Annotated in this window: 17 protein-coding genes; all 17 read left to right on the top strand. The window is 68.4% G+C overall.

Annotated features, from left to right (window positions below):
* Window positions 1-60 precede the first annotated feature (60 nt).
* The 17 genes from ACUYM2_RS04970 to ACUYM2_RS05050 all read left to right on the top strand — a co-directional run bounded on the left by ACUYM2_RS04970 (window position 61) and on the right by ACUYM2_RS05050 (window position 18546).
* Window positions 61-492 carry an organic hydroperoxide resistance protein gene (locus ACUYM2_RS04970; protein ID WP_481599069.1) on the top strand — a complete coding sequence of 144 codons (432 nt, stop codon included), beginning with the start codon at window positions 61-63 and terminating at the stop codon, window positions 490-492.
* Complete coding sequence (locus ACUYM2_RS04975) at window positions 489-1514, top strand: NADP-dependent oxidoreductase (protein WP_481599070.1); 1026 nt, start codon at window positions 489-491, stop codon at window positions 1512-1514. Before ACUYM2_RS04970 ends, ACUYM2_RS04975 begins: the two co-directional genes overlap by 4 nt.
* Window positions 1515-1821: 307 nt before the next feature.
* On the top strand, window positions 1822-2931 hold the full coding sequence (locus ACUYM2_RS04980) for a BMP family lipoprotein (protein ID WP_481599071.1): 1110 nt from the start codon (window positions 1822-1824) through the stop codon (window positions 2929-2931).
* A gap of 170 nt (window positions 2932-3101) precedes the next feature.
* Complete coding sequence (locus ACUYM2_RS04985; protein WP_481599072.1) at window positions 3102-4715, top strand: ABC transporter ATP-binding protein; 1614 nt, start codon at window positions 3102-3104, stop codon at window positions 4713-4715.
* Entirely contained in the window at window positions 4708-6123 is a 1416-nt protein-coding gene (locus ACUYM2_RS04990; protein ID WP_481599073.1) for an ABC transporter permease, read from the top strand. Before ACUYM2_RS04985 ends, ACUYM2_RS04990 begins: the two co-directional genes overlap by 8 nt.
* Window positions 6120-7460 carry an ABC transporter permease gene (locus tag ACUYM2_RS04995; RefSeq protein WP_481599074.1) on the top strand — a complete coding sequence of 447 codons (1341 nt, stop codon included), beginning with the start codon at window positions 6120-6122 and terminating at the stop codon, window positions 7458-7460. Before ACUYM2_RS04990 ends, ACUYM2_RS04995 begins: the two co-directional genes overlap by 4 nt.
* Before the next feature lie 14 nt (window positions 7461-7474).
* Window positions 7475-7906: a cytidine deaminase gene (locus tag ACUYM2_RS05000; protein ID WP_481599075.1), complete on the top strand. Its 432-nt coding sequence runs from the start codon at window positions 7475-7477 to the stop codon at window positions 7904-7906.
* Entirely contained in the window at window positions 7903-9240 is a 1338-nt protein-coding gene (locus ACUYM2_RS05005; protein ID WP_481599076.1) for a thymidine phosphorylase, read from the top strand. The genes ACUYM2_RS05000 and ACUYM2_RS05005 overlap by 4 nt, the downstream gene beginning before the upstream one ends.
* A 169-nt stretch (window positions 9241-9409) precedes the next feature.
* A complete protein-coding gene (locus ACUYM2_RS05010; protein ID WP_481599077.1) occupies window positions 9410-10072 on the top strand; it encodes a DedA family protein in 663 nt (220 codons plus the stop codon).
* Between the two features lie 181 nt (window positions 10073-10253).
* The gene (locus ACUYM2_RS05015; protein WP_481599078.1) at window positions 10254-10982 is read left to right on the top strand and encodes a DedA family protein; all 729 of its coding nucleotides are present in this window, start codon (window positions 10254-10256) and stop codon (window positions 10980-10982) included.
* A 32-nt stretch (window positions 10983-11014) separates the two neighbouring features.
* Window positions 11015-12190 carry an adenosine deaminase gene (locus ACUYM2_RS05020; protein WP_481599079.1) on the top strand — a complete coding sequence of 392 codons (1176 nt, stop codon included), beginning with the start codon at window positions 11015-11017 and terminating at the stop codon, window positions 12188-12190.
* Window positions 12191-12266: 76 nt separating this feature from the next.
* Complete coding sequence (locus tag ACUYM2_RS05025; RefSeq protein ID WP_481601405.1) at window positions 12267-12920, top strand: MazG nucleotide pyrophosphohydrolase domain-containing protein; 654 nt, start codon at window positions 12267-12269, stop codon at window positions 12918-12920.
* Window positions 12921-13048: 128 nt separating this feature from the next.
* Window positions 13049-14329 carry a phosphopyruvate hydratase gene (gene eno / locus ACUYM2_RS05030; protein ID WP_481599080.1) on the top strand — a complete coding sequence of 427 codons (1281 nt, stop codon included), beginning with the start codon at window positions 13049-13051 and terminating at the stop codon, window positions 14327-14329.
* 112 nt (window positions 14330-14441) lie between these two features.
* Window positions 14442-15200, top strand: a complete 759-nt coding sequence (locus tag ACUYM2_RS05035) for an FtsB family cell division protein (protein WP_481599081.1) — start codon at window positions 14442-14444, stop codon at window positions 15198-15200.
* 180 nt (window positions 15201-15380) lie between these two features.
* Window positions 15381-16007, top strand: a complete 627-nt coding sequence (locus ACUYM2_RS05040; RefSeq protein ID WP_481601406.1) for a DUF501 domain-containing protein — start codon at window positions 15381-15383, stop codon at window positions 16005-16007.
* On the top strand, window positions 16004-16954 hold the full coding sequence (locus ACUYM2_RS05045; protein ID WP_481599082.1) for a Ppx/GppA phosphatase family protein: 951 nt from the start codon (window positions 16004-16006) through the stop codon (window positions 16952-16954). Before ACUYM2_RS05040 ends, ACUYM2_RS05045 begins: the two co-directional genes overlap by 4 nt.
* Before the next feature lie 140 nt (window positions 16955-17094).
* Complete coding sequence (locus ACUYM2_RS05050) at window positions 17095-18546, top strand: S8 family serine peptidase (RefSeq protein ID WP_481599083.1); 1452 nt, start codon at window positions 17095-17097, stop codon at window positions 18544-18546.
* Window positions 18547-18556: the final 10 nt, after the last annotated feature.

Here is an 18556-nt window from a genome sequence, read left to right on the forward strand (position 1 = left end):
CTCGCTCCAAAAACCCTCGCCTCATAAAACGCCCCTGACTTCCCAACAGATCGGAATCCTATGAAGACTCTCTATACGGCCGAAGCGCTGGCCTCCGGCGAAGGCCGCGACGGCACCGCGCAGACGTCCGACGGCAAACTCAACCTCACCCTGGCCAGCCCGGTGGAACTGGGCGGCAACGGCGAAGGCACCAATCCCGAGCAGCTCTTCGCCGCCGGCTACGCCGCCTGCTTCCACTCGGCGCTGCGCCTGGTCGGACGCCAGCAAAAAGCGGACCTGACGGATTCCGCCGTCGCCGCCAAGATCCACCTGGGCGCCCTCGACGGCGGTACCGGCTACGGTATCGCCGCCGAACTTGAGATCGCCCTTCCCGCTGTGGACCGCGAAACCGCCGAGGCCCTCGTCGCGAAGGCACACGAAGTCTGCCCGTACTCCAACGCCACCCGAGGCAACATCACCGTAGACATCACGATCCTGGAGGTCGCCGCATGAGCACCGAAACCACCACCCTCCCCGCCATCACCCGCGAGATCCAGCTGGCGTCCCGCCCGCACGGCCGTCCCGTGCCGGAGAACTTCCGGCTGGCCGAGTCTGCGCTGCCGGAGCTGCAGGACGGCCAGGTCCTGGTCCGCAACCTCTTCATCTCGGTAGACCCGTACATGCGCGGCCGGATGAATGACGTTAAGTCCTACTCCGCGCCGTTCGCCCTGGACACCGCCATGGAGGGCGGAGCCGTCGGCGAGGTCATCGCTTCCCGCTCAACCGACCGCGCGGTGGGGGACACTGTGGTGCACAGCCTCGGTTGGCGTGAGTACGCCGTCCTGGACGCCGCCGCGACGACGCCGGCCCGCACCGACCTGGCCCCGGCGTCGGCCTTCCTGGGCGCCCTCGGCATGACAGGCCTGACCGCCTACGCCGGACTGCTCAAGGTCGCCGAGTTTAAGCCCGGCGAGGCCGTCTTCGTCTCCGGCGCAGCCGGCGCCGTCGGCTCCCTGGTGGGGCAGATTGCCAAGGCCATGGGTGCTTCCCGGGTGATCGGCAGCGCCGGCACCCCGGAGAAGGTGGCCCGCCTGCTGGAGCTCGGCTTCGACGCCGCCTTCAACTACCACGACGGCCCGGTCCGCGACCTGCTGAAGGAGGCCGCGGGGGAGAAGGGTATCGACGTCTACTTCGACAACGTCGGCGGCGAGCACCTTGAGGCCGCGCTGTCCGTGCTCAACGTCGGCGGCCGCGTCGCCATGTGCGGCGCCATCGCCCAGTACAACTCCACCGAGCCGACGCCGGCCCCGCGGAACCTGATGCTGGCCATCGGCAAGCAGCTCACCCTCAAGGGCTTCCTGGTCGGCGGTTACTGGCAGTACATGGGCGAGTTCGTCGAGAAGCTCTCCGGCTGGCTGGCCGACGGCACCGTCCGCTACGACGAGACTGTGGTGGACGGGCTGGAGAATGCACCGCAGGCCTTCATGGACCTGCTGGACGGCGCCAACACCGGAAAGATGCTCGTCCGCATCTGACCTGGCCGCCCTGAAGAACAGGGCGCGAACGGACACTTGGGGCCCCGATTTCGTAAGATTTCGGGGCCCCAAGTGTACGTTCGCGCAGGGTGGGAGGTACCGGTTGGTAACAAGTTCTCAACAATCTGGGAAACGGCTGTGAAGTGTGTTACTCGACGTGTTCCATGACACTAAAGTAGCTTCCATCAGTGCGCCTCGGCGCAGTGCTGCGAATCCGTCAGTGACAACAGTGTTTCGGGGGAAAACCGGAAGCAGACACTCATTGAACTTCCGTCGTAGCGCCTATCTCTTTCTTCCTGGAGGAACTTTGAAGAACTCACTGCGCGCAAACTTCAAGCGCGGTTCAATGGCCGGCGTCGCCACCGCAGGTGCGGCCGCCCTGCTGCTCACCGGCTGCGGCGCTGCCCCGACCGCCAGCAGCAGCGCCAGCGCCAGCGCCACCGACTACACGGGCTGCATCGTGTCCGACTCCGGTGGATTCGACGACCAGTCGTTCAACCAGTCCTCCTACGAGGGCCTGAAGAAGGCCGAAAAGGACCTGGGCATCAAGGTCAACCAGGTCGAATCGAAGACCAACAACGACTTCGAGCCGAACCTGCGCGCCATGGTCACGGCCGGCTGCGACCTGACCGTCACGGTCGGCTTCCTGCTCGGCGACGCCACCAAGGCGCAGGCCACCGCGAACCCGGACAAGCACTTCGCGATCATCGACTTCGGCTACGACAAGCCGATCGCCAACGTCAAGCCGATCATCTACGACACGGCCCAGGCCGCCTTCCTGGCCGGCTACCTCGCAGCCGGCACCACCAAGACCGGCACCGTCGCGACCTTCGGCGGCATCAAGATCCCCACCGTCACCATCTTCATGGACGGCTACGCCGACGGCGTGAAGTACTACAACGAGAAGAAGGGCAAGAACGTCAAGGTTCTTGGCTGGGACAAGGCCAAGCAGGACGGCTCCTTCACCGGTGACTTCGAGAAGCAGGACAAGGGCAAGCAGTTCACCCAGAACTTCCTGGACCAGGGCGCGGATATCGTGATGCCCGTCGCCGGTCCGGTCGGCAAGGGTGCAGGCGCCGCACTGAAGGAGGCCAAGGCTGCCGGCAAGGACGTCAAGCTCATCTGGGTTGACTCCGACGGTTTCCTCACCGCCCCGGATTACAAGGACATCATGCTCTCCTCCGTCATGAAGCAGATGGGCGAGGCCGTTGAGACCGTTGTGAAGGAAGACAAGGACGGCAAGTTCACCAACGCGCCGTACGTCGGCACCCTCGCGAACGACGGCGTCCAGCTGGCTCCGTTCCACGACATGGATTCCCAGGTTCCGGCCGAACTGAAGTCCGAGCTGGAGCAGATCAAGAAGGACATCGCCGACGGCAAGCTGAAGGTTGAGTCCGCAGCCAGCCCGAAGGCCTAACTTCCGCCGCTAAGCGCCACGGCCCGGACGGTCCCAGACCGCACGGGCTGTGGCGCTTTTCGTTGCGGCCGCCCCGCCCGGGCCATAGCCGCAGGCACTAGGCTGGTTCTGCAGCCCCATCATCGGCATCCGGGCCGTGACCCGGACATACTTCGAGATTGGTCAGAGTTTTGAAACTTGAACTCAAGGGGATCACCAAACGCTTCGGCTCCCTGGTAGCCAACGACCACATTGACGTGGTGGTTGAACCCGGGCAGATCCACTGTCTGCTCGGCGAGAACGGCGCCGGCAAGTCCACGCTGATGAACGTCCTCTACGGGCTCTACGAACCCTCCGAGGGCGAAATCCTCATCGACGACAAACCCGTCAGCTTCCGCGGCCCCGGGGACGCGATGGCCGCCGGCATCGGCATGGTGCACCAGCACTTCATGCTGGTCCCGGTCTTCACCGTCGCCGAGAACGTCGCCCTGGGGGCGGAAACCACCAAAGCGGGCGGATTCCTCAATCTCGATGACACCCGCCGGAAGATCCAGGAGATCTCCGACCGGTACGGCTTCGACGTCGACCCCGACGCCCTGATCGAGGACCTGCCGGTCGGCGTGCAGCAGCGCGTCGAGATCATCAAGGCCCTGGTCCGCGACGCGAAGGTGCTCATCCTGGATGAGCCCACCGCCGTGCTCACCCCGCAGGACACCGACGAGCTGCTGGACATCATGCGCCAGCTCAAGAGCCACGGCACCTCGATCGTGTTCATCTCGCACAAGCTCCGCGAGGTCAAAGCCGTCTCGGACACCATCACGGTCATCCGGCGCGGCAAGGTCGTCGGCACCGCCAGCCCCACGGCCTCGACGACGGAACTGGCCTCGATGATGGTCGGCCGCGCCGTCAACCTCACCCTGGACAAGGCCCCCGCCAAGCCCCAGGAAACCACGTTCCAGGTCAAGAACCTCACCGTGATCGCGCCCAGCGGCCAGCACGTCGTGGACGGCATCAGCTTCGACATTGCCCGCGGCGAGATCCTCGCCGTCGCCGGTGTCCAAGGCAACGGCCAGACCGAGCTGACCGAGGCCATCCTCGGCCTGCAGGACCGGGTCCACGGCTCCATCCTGCTCGACGGCGAGGAGCTCCTGGGCCGCAGCGTCAAGGACGTGCTAAAGGCCGGCGTCGGCTTCGTGCCAGAAGACCGCTCGGTAGACGGGCTGATCGGGACGTTCTCGATCGCCGAGAACCTGATCCTGGACCGCTACGACCAGGAACCGTTCGCGAAGGGCATCAGCATGAGCCCGGCCAAGGTACTGGAAAACGCGAAGACCAGGATCGACGAGTTCGACGTGCGCACCCCGTCCGGCTCGCTCGCAGCGGGAACCTTGTCCGGCGGCAACCAGCAAAAGGTGGTCATGGCACGAGAGCTGTCGCGTCCGCTGCGCCTCTTCATCGCCTCCCAGCCGACCCGCGGCGTCGACGTCGGCTCCATCGAGTTCCTGCACAAGCGGATCGTGGCCGAGCGCGACCACGGCACACCCGTGATGATCATCTCCACCGAACTCGACGAAGTGATCGAGCTGGCGGACCGGATCGCCGTGCTTTACAAGGGCCGGCTGGTGGGCATTGTTCCCGCCGGTACCGGACGCGACGTCCTGGGCCTCATGATGGCCGGCCTGTCGCCCGACGAGGCCCACGCCGACACCACCAAGACCCCGGCGGCCGCTGCCGCCGCCCCGGCGCCCGCCGCCCAGCCCGCGCAGGAGTCCCGCTCCGGCGCCGTAGGAGAGCACCATGACTGAAACCAACCACCCCCGCCACGCGGCCGGGCCGGATCCGGTGGAAACCCCGGAAACCCCGGAAACCCCCGACGCCGAAACGGCGCCCCCGGCGCCCGAAACCCCGGAAACCGCCGACGCCGCCACCTCGACCTCGCTGGACACCGCCGGCGGGGCAATGCGCCCCTCCGCCGTCCCGGTCTCCGGCCAGAGCGGCACCGTCCCCGGCGGCGCCGACTCCCTGCTGCGGAAGATCTTCACCGGAAGCGGCATGGTCTCCGTGCTCGCCGTGCTGCTCGCACTCATCCTCGGCGGCCTGCTGATCGCCAGCACGGACAAGAACGTCGGCGCCACCGCCGGCTACCTGTTCGCCCGGCCCAGCGACTTCTTCTCCGCCGTCTGGTCCGCCGCCACCCGCTCCTACGTCGCGCTCTTCCAAGGCTCCGTGTTCAACCCTCGGGGCAGCGGCGCCGCCGGGCAGTTCGCTCCGCTGATGGAAACCCTCACGATCGCCACCCCGCTGATTACCGCAGGCCTCGGCGTCGCCCTGGCGTTCCGTGCCGGCCTCTTCAACATCGGTGCGCAGGGCCAGATCATCATGGCCGGCATCCTCGCGTCCTGGGTCGGCTTCGCGCTGCACCTTCCGATGGGCCTGCACCTGCTGCTGGTCCTCGTGGCCGGCATCCTCGGCGGCGCCCTCTGGGCCGGCCTGGTCGGCTTCCTCAAGGCCCGCACCGGCGCGCACGAGGTGATCCTGACGATCATGTTCAACTACATCGCGCTGTACTTCCTGCGGTACCTGCTCAACACCCCCGCCTTCCAGCGGCCCGGCGAAACCAACCCGATTTCCCCGATCCTGGATCCCAGCGCCGTCTACCCGCAGATCCTGGGCACCCAGTACCGGCTGCACCTGGGCTTCATCCTGGCCATCGCCGCGACCGTCTTCGTCTGGTGGGTGCTGAACCGCTCCACGATCGGCTTCGAATTCCGGGCCGTCGGCGCCAACCCGAAAGCCGCCCTGACCGCCGGCATCAACGTGCCGCGCGCCACCATCCTGGTGATGGCGATCGCGGGCGCCCTGGCCGGCATGTCCGGCGTGGCCCAGGTGGCCGGCACCGAAAAGGTCCTCACCGACGGCGTCGCGGCTACCTACGGCTTTGACGCCATCACCGTGGCGCTGCTGGGACGCTCGACGCCGTGGGGCACCTTCGCCGCCGGCCTGCTGTTCGGCGCCTTCCGCGCCGGCGCCGTCCAGATGCAGATCCAGACCGGCACCCCGATCGACATCGTGCTTGTGGTCCAGTCGCTGATCGTGCTCTTCATCGCCGCTCCGCCGCTGGTCCGCGCGGTGTTCGGCCTGAACCCGCGCAAAAAGAAGGCCGCCACGGCCGCCAAATCCAAAAAGGCAGCAACCACCGGAGTAGCAGCATGAGCACAACAGCAACGTCGCCCCAGCCGGGAAAGCCGCAGCCTGCGCCGCTCGAGGGGGGATCCGAGCCGCCGAAGCACCACAAGACGGCCGTGACCGCCAAGCCCGTGACCTGGAAGCTCCCGGTCACGCTGCTGGTGCTCGCCGTGGTCGCGTTCATCTTCTTCGGCCTCATGGGCCCGCACCAGACCGCCAAATTCGGGATTTCCACCGGCAGTGACTTCTTCCAGCTGCCGGCCCTGGAGATTCCGGCGTTCCTGGGCGGAGTCGTCCTGTCCGTGATCATGCTGGCGCTGGCCGGCTATGCCGTGTTCCTCAAGACCCGCGACCGCAAGGTCCCGGGCTGGGTCACCGTCGCCTTCATCGTGCTGTTCGTCGCTGCGTTCCTGATCTGGGTGGTCGGCGGGGCCCGGACCACCAGCATCTCCCTTGCCGGGCTGATCGCCGGATCCGTCACACTGGCCGTGCCGCTGGTGTTCGGCTCCCTCTCCGGCGTGCTCTGCGAACGCGTCGGCGTCGTAAACATCGCGATCGAAGGCCAGCTGCTGGGCGGCGCCTTCACCGCTGCGATCATCGCCACGCTGACGCACAACCCCTTCCTCGGCCTGCTCGCAGCCGCGGTCGCCGGCGCGCTCGTGTCCATGATCCTGGCCCTGTTCAGCATCAAGTACGTGGTCAACCAGATCATCGTCGGCGTGGTGCTCAACGTCCTGGTCTCCGGCGTCACCGGCTTCCTGTTCAGCACCGTCATGCAGGCGGACAAGGACAAGTTCAACTCCCCGGCGCACCTGGACCCGATCACCATCCCGGTGCTGGGCGACATTCCGCTGATCGGGCCGATCCTGTTCAAGCAGTCCCTGATCGGGTACCTGATGTACATCGCCGTGATCGTGGTCTGGGTCGGGCTGTTCAAGACCAAGTGGGGCCTGCGCGTCCGCGCCGTCGGCGAGCACCCGCAGGCCGCCGACACCATGGGCATCAAGGTCAACGCGACCCGCTTCTGGAACGTGACCCTCGGCGGCGCCGTCGCCGGCATCGGCGGGTCCTTCTTCACCCTGGTCGCAATTGACAGCTTTACCAAGGAGATCTCCGGCGGACGCGGCTTCATCGCCCTGGCCGCACTGATCTTCGGCCGCTGGAACCCGATCGGGGCCTTCTTCGCGGCGCTGCTGTTCGGCTTCGCGGACAACCTGCAGAGCATCGTCACCATCATCGGCACCCCGGTACCGAGCCAGTTCATGGCAATGCTGCCCTACCTCGTGACGGTGCTCGCCGTCGCCGGCCTCGTCGGACGCTCACGGCCGCCGGCGGCCAGCGGCATCCCTTACGTCAAGGGCTGACCGTGGCGGACAACATGACCAATACCGGCGTCCCGGCACCCATCCCGGCTTCCGGCGTTGACTGGGCAGCGCTGGAAGCCGCCGCCGTCGCCGCCATGAACAACGCCTACGCGCCGTATTCCAAGTTCGCCGTGGGGGCTGCTGCCCTCACGGCGGACGGCCGGATCGTCAGCGGCTGCAACGTTGAAAACGCCAGCTACGGCCTCACGCTGTGTGCCGAGTGCGCGCTGGTCGGCAACCTGCACATGACCGGCGGCGGCCTGCTGCGCGCCTTCTACTGCGTTGATGCCGACGGCAACGTGCTGATGCCGTGCGGACGCTGCCGGCAACTGCTTTACGAATTCCGGGCCCCGGACATGGAACTCATGACCACACAGGGCATCAAGACGATGGACCAGGTGCTGCCCGATGCATTTGGCCCCCAACACCTGGAGGAGACCCGGTGACACAGACCACCAACAACACCGCCGGCGATAACGCCAACGCGTTCGACGCCGTCGACATCATCCGCATCAAGCGGGACAAGGGTGTGCTCAGCGCCGCCCAGATCGACTGGACGATCGACGCCTATACCCGCGGCGCCATCGCTGATGAGCAGATGGCTGCGCTCAACATGGCCATCCTGCTCAACGGAATGGACCGGGCCGAGATTTCGCGCTGGACCGCGGCGATGATCGCCTCCGGCGAGCGGATGGACTTCTCCAGCCTGCGCCGGCCCGACGGCGGCGTGAAGCCCACCTCGGACAAGCACTCCACCGGCGGCGTCGGAGACAAGATCACCCTGCCGCTGGCCCCGCTGGTGGCCGTGTTCGGCGTCGCCGTGCCGCAGCTCTCCGGCCGCGGCCTCGGCCACACCGGCGGGACCCTGGACAAGCTCGAGTCCATCCCGGGCTGGCGCGCGGCGCTGAGCAACGAGGAAATGCTGGCGCAGCTGCAGGACGTGGGCGCCGTCATCTGCGCGGCGGGAGCGGGACTTGCCCCGGCGGACAAGAAGCTCTACGCCCTGCGCGACGTGACCGGAACGGTGGAGGCCATCCCGCTGATCGCCTCCTCGATCATGAGCAAGAAAATCGCCGAGGGCACCGGATCGCTGGTCCTTGACGTCAAGGTGGGCAGCGGCGCGTTCATGAAGGACGAAGCCCGCGCCCGGGAGCTGGCCGAGACCATGGTCGCCCTGGGCAAGGACGCCGGGGTCAACACGGTGGCGCTGCTGACCAACATGAACACACCCCTGGGCCTCACCGCCGGCAACGCCATCGAAGTGGAGGAATCCGTGGAGGTCCTCGCCGGCGGCGGCCCGGAAGACGTCGTCGAACTTACCGTCCGGCTCGCGGAGGAGATGCTCGCCTGCGCAGGCGTGCACGACGCCGACCCGCGCGCCGCGCTCAAGGACGGCCGTGCCATGGACGTCTGGAACCGGATGATCCAGGCGCAGGGCGGCGACCCGCGCGCCAAGCTGCCGGTCGCCCGGGAATCCGAAGTGATCTACGCGCCAGCCGACGGCGTGCTGGTGGAACTCGACGCGATGGCCGTCGGCGTCGCAGCCTGGCGCCTCGGCGCCGGACGTGCCCGCAAGGAGGACCAGGTCCAGGCCGGGGCCGGTGTGCGGATGCACGCCAAGCCGGGCGCCACGGTCCGTGCCGGCGAGCCGCTGATGACCCTGCTGACGGACACGCCGGAGAAGTTCGAGCGGGCCAAGGAAGCCCTGGAACACGCCGCCGTGATCGCCCCCGAGGGGTCCCGTCCGGCGCAGCAGCTCATCATCGACCGCATCGCCTAAGGCCTCCTCCGGCCGCCGCGTTGCCCTATCACTTATGGCTGCTTAGCCGCCGGGTTACCGGCCGTACGTGATAGGGCAACGGGCTGCGGACGGGCAACCGGGGCCGGGCAGTACACTGGCACCACAGTATTTCCGGGAGAAACCGGGCACCGCCGTGCGTTAGGAAACCGTGCAGGCAATCAACGACTTCATCCTGGCAGCCGCAGGCCAACCCTGGGTCCTGGTCCTCGTGTTCGCCTGCTGCCTGATCGATGGCTTCTTCCCGCCGGTTCCCAGCGAGTCGGTGGTGGTGGGCCTGGCCGCCGTCGCCGCATCGGCCGATCTGCCCAACCCGCTGCTGCTGATCGCAGTGGCAGCCGCCGGCGCATTCTCCGGGGATAACATCGCTTACTTGATCGGCCGGGGCACCGGAACCGGGCGCTGGGCCTGGATGCGCGGCTACCGGGCGCAGCGGGCGTTCCTCTGGGCCGGCAACGAGCTCCGGAAACGGCCGGCATCCCTGATCATGGTCGCCCGGTTCGTCCCGATCGGCCGGGTGGCCGTCAACCTGACCGCCGGCGCAACCAACTACCCCCATTCCCGGTTCGTAGGGCTCACGGTGCTGTCCGCAGTACTGTGGGCCGGCTATTCGGTGGGCATCGGGCTGTTCTTCGGGCAATGGTTCGAGGAGAACCACCTGCTCGGCGCCACTATTGCGATCATCTGCGCGGTCATCCTCGGCATCGCAGTCGACCTGGTCCTCAGCCGGCTGCGCGGCCGGGGGCCGGGGGAGCTGCTCCCGGAGAACCGGGACCGGGGCCAGGGGCGGGCCGTGCCGCCGGCGGACGGCTAAGGCCTGCGCCCCGAAAAGCTTGCGCCGCCACCGCATTCATGGCCCCCGGCGCGTAGCGCAAAATGCCCCGCCCGTGGGACACTTAGGTGCGATTCACGTCACCTCTGTGCCGTGTGAGCTTTGCCGTAAGTCCTGTCCGTCCCGGGTACGTCCCCCCCAGTTTTCTAGGAGCACAGCCCGCGTGGAGTTCATTAATGAGGCCGTGCTCCATGCAGCGGGCCAGTGGTGGATCTATCCGCTCCTGCTGGTGTTCTTCTTCGTCGACGGCTTCGCCATGGTGGTCCCCAGCGAGACACTCATTGTGGCCCTCGCCGCGTACTCCCGGCAGAGCGGCCAGCCCAACCTCTGGATTCTCGGCGCCACCGCGCTGATCGGCGCCATCGCCGGAGACAACATGGCCTACCTGCTGGGCAGCAAAATCGGCATCGAGCGGTTCCGCTGGATGCGCAAGCCCAAAGTCCAGCGCGTCTTCGCCTGGGCCCGCTACGAACTGGAAAAGCGGGGCGCCGTCCTGATTTTTACGGCCCGCTACATCCCCTGGGGCCGGGTGGCCGTGAACTACGTCGCGGGCACCACGGGATTCCCGCACCGCAGGTTTTTCCTCCTCGACGCGTTCGCCTGCGTCACCTGGGTCCTTTACTCGATCGGGATCGGCCTCCTGGCCAGTTCCTTCCCCTGGCTGCACCACAACCCGCTCCTGAGCGCCGGCATCGCCGTCGTCTTCGCGATCGTCCTGGGCATCGCCGTCGACCACCTGCTGCGCTGGTGGCACAAACGCCTCGGCCGGCACGACGAGCCGGCGGGGGAGACTGAGCCGGCGGAGGACACCGCGGCGGAGCCCACCGCGGTTCCCGGGGCCGAGTCCGTGCTCACCGCCCGGTCCTCCGAGGCCGGCCCCTCCCGCAAGTAGCGCGTGGCGCCGTCCGACCCTATGGTTGGAACGTGACTGAGACTATTCTTGACGCTGCCCCTGACCTCGAATTCGACCTGAAGGGCCTTCCCAAGGTTTCCCTTCACGACCACCTGGACGGCGGACTGCGTCCGGCCACCATCATTGAACTTGCCGACGCGGTTGGCCACACCCTGCCGTCCACCGACCCGGTCGCACTGGGGGAGTGGTTCCGCGAATCCGCCGACTCCGGCTCGCTGGTCCGCTACCTTGAGACGTTCGACCACACCATCGCCGTCATGCAGACCAAGGAAGGCCTGTTCCGCGTCGCCAAGGAGTTCGTTGAAGACCTCGCGGACGACGGCGTCGTGTACGGCGAGGTGCGCTGGGCCCCGGAACAGCACCTGCAGCAGGGCCTGTCCCTGGACGACGCCGTCGAGGCCGTCCAGGCCGGCCTCGATGCCGGCGTCGACGCCGTCGCCGAGACCGGCCGCGACATCCAGGTCGGCCAGCTCATTACCGCCATGCGCCACGCCGACCGCGGCCAGGAAATCGCGGAACTTGCCGTCCGCCACCGCTACAAGGGTGCCGTCGGCTTCGACATCGCCGGCGCCGAGGACGGCTTCCTGCCCTCCCGCTTCAAGGACGCCTTCACCTACCTGGCCCAGCACAACTTCCCGGCCACGATCCACGCCGGCGAGGCTGCCGGGCTGGAGAGCATCCAGTCCGCCCTGGTCGACGGACGGGCGCTGCGCCTGGGCCACGGCGTGCGGATCGCCGAAGACGTCACCGTCGAATTCGAGGAAGCCGATGAGGCGGCCGGCACTGCCGACGTCGACTCTGACAGCGACGAAGTTGATGACAACATCGGCCTCGTGACCCTGGGCGAACTCGCCAGCTGGGTCCGGGACCGCGGCATCGCGCTGGAAATCTGCCCCTCCTCCAACCTGCAGACCGGCGCCATCGCCGGCTTCGGCGAGGGCATCGACAGCCACCCGGTGGACATGCTCTACCAGCTGGGCTTCAACGTCACGATCAACACGGACAACCGGCTGATGAGCGGTGTGACCCTCACCGACGAATTCGAACTGCTCGTGGAGACGTTCGACTACGACCTGGACGACCTGCTCGAGCTGACCCTGAACGCCGCCGAGGCCGCGTTCCTGCCGCTGGAGGAGAAGGAAGCCCTGGTCGAATACATCAACGAGGCCTACGCCGATCTTGGCTAAGGACGCCGGCGCCGTGGACGGGCAGCTCGGGGATTTGTTGCAAACCATCGCCGAGCTGCGCGCCCACTGCCCCTGGATGGGCGCCCTGAGCCACGAATCACTCGTGGAGTACCTCCTCGAGGAGGCCCACGAGGTGGCCGAGACCATCGAGGCCGGCGGCGGCGACGCCGATCTGCAGGCTGAACTCGGCGACGTCCTGCTGCAGGTGGTGCTGCATGCCCGGCTCGCCGAGGAACGCGGCGCCTTCACCTTCGACGACGTCGCCCGCGGCCTGCGGGACAAGATGATCCGGCGCAACCCGCACGTCTTCCGGCCCGACGGGACCCTGCAGGACTCCTTCCCGGCCACGGTGCAGGAGATCGTGCTGACGTGGGACGCCGTCAAGCAGGCCGAGAAGCCCGGCCGGGGCCACGCCTTCGACGGCGTGCCCGCCGCGCTGCCGGCCCTGGCACGGGCGCAGAAGCTCCTGGACCGGGCCGAACGCGCGGGACTCCCGGCAGGACCGGAGGCCGCCCCGCACGCCGCAGCAACCGCCGCCGCAGCAACCGCCGTCGCGCCGCCCGTCCCGGCGACCGAGGAGGAGCTCGGTGAACTGCTGTTCGGCATAGTCGCGGCGGCCCGGCGGAACGGACTCGACGCCGAACGCGCCCTGCGCGGGGCCAACCGCCGCTTCCAGGACACCCGGCCCGGCGGCGTCGGCGCCGAAGCGCCTCGTCCGGGGACTGGATAGCTTTCCGTAACTTATCCCACTCTCGACTAGGCTAGGGGCGACGAGGACGTCGGTTTCCAGCTTGATCCACCGCTAGATTTCCAGCAGTCAGATTCCCAGCAGATCGCTTCACCCAAAGGAGCATATTCATGGCGCTTATCGATGCCATCCACGCCCGCGAGATCCTCGATTCCCGTGGCAACCCGACCGTAGAAGTTGAAGTCCTGCTCTCCGATGGCCAGATCGGCCGGGCAGCAGTTCCCTCCGGCGCCTCCACCGGCGAACACGAGGCCGTAGAACTCCGTGACGGCGACAAGGGCCGCTACCTCGGCAAGGGCGTCCAGAAGGCCGTGGACGCGGTCATCGACCAGATCGCCCCCGCCCTGATCGGCTTCGACGCCACTGACCAGCGCAGCATCGACCAGTCCATGATCGACCTGGACGGCACCGCCAACAAGAGCAAGCTTGGCGCCAACGCGATCCTGGGCGTCTCCCTGGCCGTCGCCAACGCCGCGGCCGCCTCGGCTGACCTGCCGCTCTACAAGTACCTGGGCGGCCCGAACGCGCACGTCCTGCCGGTGCCGCTGATGAACATCCTCAACGGCGGCTCGCACGCCGACTCCGACGTGGATATCCAGGAATTCATGGTTGTCCCGCTCGGCGCCGAGACCTTCTCCGAGGGCCTGCGCTGGGGCGTCGAGGTCTACCACGCGCTCAAAGCGGTGCTGCAGTCCAAGGGCCTGGCCACCGGCCTCGGCGACGAGGGCGGCTTCGCCCCGAACCTGCCGTCCAACCGCGCCGCCCTGGACCTGATCCAGGAAGCCATCAAGAACGCCGGCTACACCCCGGGCAAGGACATCGCCCTGGCCCTCGACGTCGCCTCCTCCGAGTTCTTCAAGGACGGCGCCTACCAGTTCGAAGGCAAGACCCTCAGCTCCGCCGAGATGAGCGCCTATTACGCCGAACTGGTCGCCGACTACCCGCTGGTCTCCATCGAGGACCCGCTGGACGAGAACGACTGGGAAGGCTGGAAGACCCTCACCGACGCCATCGGCGACAAGGTCCAGATTGTCGGCGACGACCTCTTCGTCACGAACCCGGAGCGCCTGCAGACCGGCATCGACTCCAAGACCGCCAACTCGCTGCTGGTCAAGGTCAACCAGATCGGTTCACTGACCGAAACGCTCGACGCCGTGTCCCTCGCCCAGCGCGCCGGTTACACGACCATCACCTCGCACCGTTCCGGCGAAACCGAGGACACCACGATTGCCGACATCGCGGTGGCCACCAACGCCGGCCAGATCAAGACCGGCGCCCCGGCCCGCTCCGAGCGCGTCGCGAAGTACAACCAGCTGCTGCGCATCGAAGAGGAACTCGACGACGCCGCACGCTACGCCGGGCGCAGCGCGTTCCCGCGTTTCAAGGGCTAGTACCCGCAAAAACCAGGAACCGGTGGCTATGGTGGAAAGACCATGGCCACCGGTTCTGTTTTGGCCGGTTCTGTTTTGGCCGGTCTTTTTTCGGCCTGTTTGAAGGAGTGACATGGCAACCCGCCGTCCCAAGGTTCCCCGGGCCGCCGCTGCGGCCCCGAAATCTTCGGCCACCGGCCGGGGGGAAGCGGGCGGCGACGTCATCCGGGCCGACTTCGGCGGCCCGCGGCCCGGCACCGGCCCGGCCGTCAACCACGACGCGGGCCCGGCGGTCAGCCACGACGCCGGACGGCCGGCTCCCGGAGCGGCGCAAGCCGGCATGCGCGGCCCGGCCCTGGGAGCTTCCGCGGCAGCCAGGACAACCGCCGGCAGCGGCACGCCCGCCAGGCCCACGGCAAAGCCTTCCGCGGGCAGCGCCGGCCCGGCCAAGGGGGCGGCAGCGAAGCCGGGACAGGCAGGGGAGCCCGACGGGCTCGATCCTGTTCCGGCCAAGGCCTTCTCCGGACGGCTGCTGGCCCTCGGCGTCGTGATGATCGCCATCACCATCATGCTCGCGCCCACGGTCCGGATCTTCCTCGAAAAACGAGCAGAAATCGCGGCTCTAGAAGCGGACATCTCGGCCAAGCAGGCGAAGCAGACGGACCTCAAACGCCAGGTCTCGCGCTGGCAGGACCCGAACTACGTGAAGCAACAGGCCCGCGACCGCATTAACATGGTTATGCCCGGCGAAACCGGCTACTGGGTTTACGGCAGCGATCTTCCTGCCGCAACCTCGGGTGCCGGCGCCGCAGCAGGAACAGCCACAGACCCGGCCAATCTGCCGTGGGTGGATTCCCTCTGGGAGTCCATCCGGCGTTCGGCAACAGACTAGGAGCGGCGCCCGCCGCCGGATCACCGCCACCCGGTGATTCCAACAGGGCAGGAAGGTGCCGCGCCAGTGGACGAGAACCGAGTGGACGAATCCCCGGCAGGGAACCCCAACGACGCGCCCCCGACGGACGCGCCCGCGACGCCGGTCGAGTCCCGGCAGCCGTCGGCCCGCGACCTCGACGTGCTCAGCCGGCAGCTGGGGCGGCCGGTGCGCGACGTCGTCGAAATCCCCGCCCGCTGCGTCTGCGGCAACCCGCTGGTGGCCGCGACCTCGCCGCGGCTCAGCAACGGCACACCGTTCCCCACCACCTTCTACCTGACCCACCCGGTCATCACCTCGGCCGTGTCCCGGCTCGAGGCAGCCGGACTGATGAACGAGATGAACGAACGGCTCGCAGCCGACGGCGCCCTGGCCGCGGATTACCGAGCCGCGCACGAAGCATACCTGCGCTCCCGCGACGAGATCGGCGCCCGCTCCGGCATCGGAGCCGTCCCGGAGATCGACGGGATCTCCGCCGGAGGCATGCCCACCCGCGTCAAATGCCTGCACGTTTTGGTGGGGCACTCGCTCGCGGCCGGCCCCGGCGTCAACCCGCTCGGTGACGAAGCCGTCGATGCCATCAGCGAGTGGTGGACCCGCGACCGCTGCTACTGCGACGGCGCGTGGGACACCGGAGGGGAGGCCCCCTCTCGGGACCTGAGCCGCCACGGCCCGCAGGGCCTGCCGGAAATCGTCGGCCGGCCCGCCCCGGTACGCAAGTCCCGCGCCGCTGACGCGGCACACGGCGGCACCGGAGCGGGCCAGTGACCCGGGTGGCCACCATCGATTGCGGCACCAACTCCATCCGCTTGCTCATCGCCGACGTCGGCGCCGCCGGCGGCACCTCGCCGAAGCTGACCGACATCGTGCGTGAGATGCGCGTGGTCCGGCTCGGGCAGGGCGTCGACGCCACCGGCAAATTTGCCCAGGAGGCGCTGGACCGCACCCTCGAGGCCACCCGCGACTACGCCGAGCTGATCCGCCACCACGGCGCCGGGAAGGTCCGCTTCGTGGCCACCTCCGCCACCCGGGACGCCCGCAACCGGCAGGTCTTCATCGACGGCGTCCGCGAACTGCTCGGCGTCGAACCCGAGGTGATCAGCGGCGACGAGGAAGCCGCGCTGTCCTTCGCCGGCGCCAGCAGCGTGCTGCCCTCGCGGGGCAAGGACCCGGTGCTGGTGGTGGACCTGGGCGGCGGCAGCACCGAGTTCGTGCTGGGCGACGCCGACGGCGTCATCGCCGCCAAGTCCGTCGACGTCGGGTGCGTCCGGATGACCGAACGGCACCTGAAGGCCGACCCGCCCACGGCGGAACAGATCGCCGCCGCGGAGGCCGACGTCGACGCGGCCATCAGCCATGCCGCACTGACCGTACCGCTCGACCGCGCCACCGCCGTGATCGGCGTCGCGGGGTCGGTCACCACCATCACCGCCCATGCCTTGAAACTGGCCGAGTACTCGGCCGCCGCCATCCACGGCACGGAACTGGACCTGGACACCGCCCGCGACGCCTGCACCTCGCTGCTGAACATGACCCGGGAGGACCGCGCCGCCCTGCCGTACATGCATCCCGGCCGGGTGGACGTGATCGGTGCCGGCGGCCTCGTCTGGCGCCGCGTGCTGGAACGCATGGCGGACGTCACAGACGGGCGCATCACCACGGTCATCACCAGCGAACACGATATTCTTGACGGAATTGCCCTGAGCATCAGCTAGCCCAGCGCCGCAACGGCACTGCCCGGCACCGCCCGGTACCGGCATCGTCCCGCAAGGGCAGCACCGGCGCCGGGCCCGCCTCCACCGACTACGGCGCCGTACACTGCGGCGCCCGCAGACAAACCGCCGATTGGACCCGAATGACCAGAGCAACAGCCCGGCACCGCCGGACCGCCTCGGCGTTGATGGCCCTGGCACTTGCCGGCGGCAGCGTCGCCGGAACCCTGGCGGAGGCACCGCCGGCCCACGCGGACTCCACGCGGGACAAGGAATACTGGCTGGCGGGCTCCGGAATCAAGAAGGCCTGGGAAGTGTCGAAGGGCGCCAACGTCAAAGTCGCCGTGATCGACAGCGGCGTGGACGGCAAGCATCCGGACCTCAAGGGCGTGTTGTCCGGGGGAACGGACGTCTCCGGGGCCGGGGGCGCCGACGGCCTGAAGAGCATCGGCGCCAAACCCGAACACGGCACCCTCGTCGCGACCATGCTCGCCGGCCGCGGCCACCAGCCCTCGAAGTCCACGGCGAGCCCCCGCCCCTCGGCCCCCGCCGGGATCGGTCCCGACGGGATCGTGGGCGTCGCCCCCGAAGCCCAGATCCTCTCCGTCTCCACCTGGCTGGGATCGGCCAACCCCGGCGGAAAGAGCGACCAGGACCAGATCCCCGAGGCGGTCCGCTGGGCCGTCGACAACGGCGCCCAGGTCATCAACATCTCCCTCGGCAGCACCTCACCGGAGTGGCCGCAGAGCTGGGACGCCGCCTTCCTGTACGCCGAGCAAAAGGACGTGGTCATAGTCTGCGCCGCCGGCAACCGGGTGGGCGGCAACATCCAGGTGGGCGCACCGGCCACCATTCCTGGCGTGCTGACCGTGGCCGGCCTGAACCGCAAGGGTGTGGCCAGCATCGACTCCTCGTCGCAGGGCATCAGCATTGGCGTCGCGGCACCGGCCGAGAACCTGGTGGGCGGCATGCCCGGCGGCGGCTACGCCGAGTGGGCGGGCACCTCGGGCGCGACCCCCATCGTCGCCGGCGTCGCTGCCCTGATCCGCTCCAAGTGGCCGGACATGTCCGCCAGCCAGGTCATCAACCGGATTGTCAGCACCGCGAAGGACGCCGGGCTGCCGGGCAAGGACCCGCTGTACGGCTTTGGCGTGCTCAACGCCGAGGCTGCACTCAAGGCCGATGTTCCGGAAACCAAGGCCAACCCGCTGGGTTCGATCTCCGACTGGATCCGGGTCCACCGGCGCGGCAACCCGGTGAGTTCCGCGGCCCCCGCCGTACCCGCCCCGTCGAGCGCGGCGCCGACCCTGCCCGAACCCACCGTGCCGGTTGCGGCGGCCCCCTCACCGGCCGACAGCGCCGTCCCGGCCATGGTGGTGCTCGGCTTCGGCGGACTCTTCGTCTGCATCATCGCGGCCGCCGTCATCCAGCTGCGGCGCGCGCTCCGCGGGCCCGGGGCCGGCTCAGGGGCAGCCCCCGGCCCGGGGCCTGCGGCGGACCCAGGCGCAGACCCGGACGCAGGCCCGGACGCGGCGCCCGGCGGACCTCCACAAGGCAGCCCCGATTCCACGGAAACCCGGACCTCCGGGAGTTAGTGAAGTTTTT

The organism is Arthrobacter sp. SD1074B (assembly GCF_056780195.1).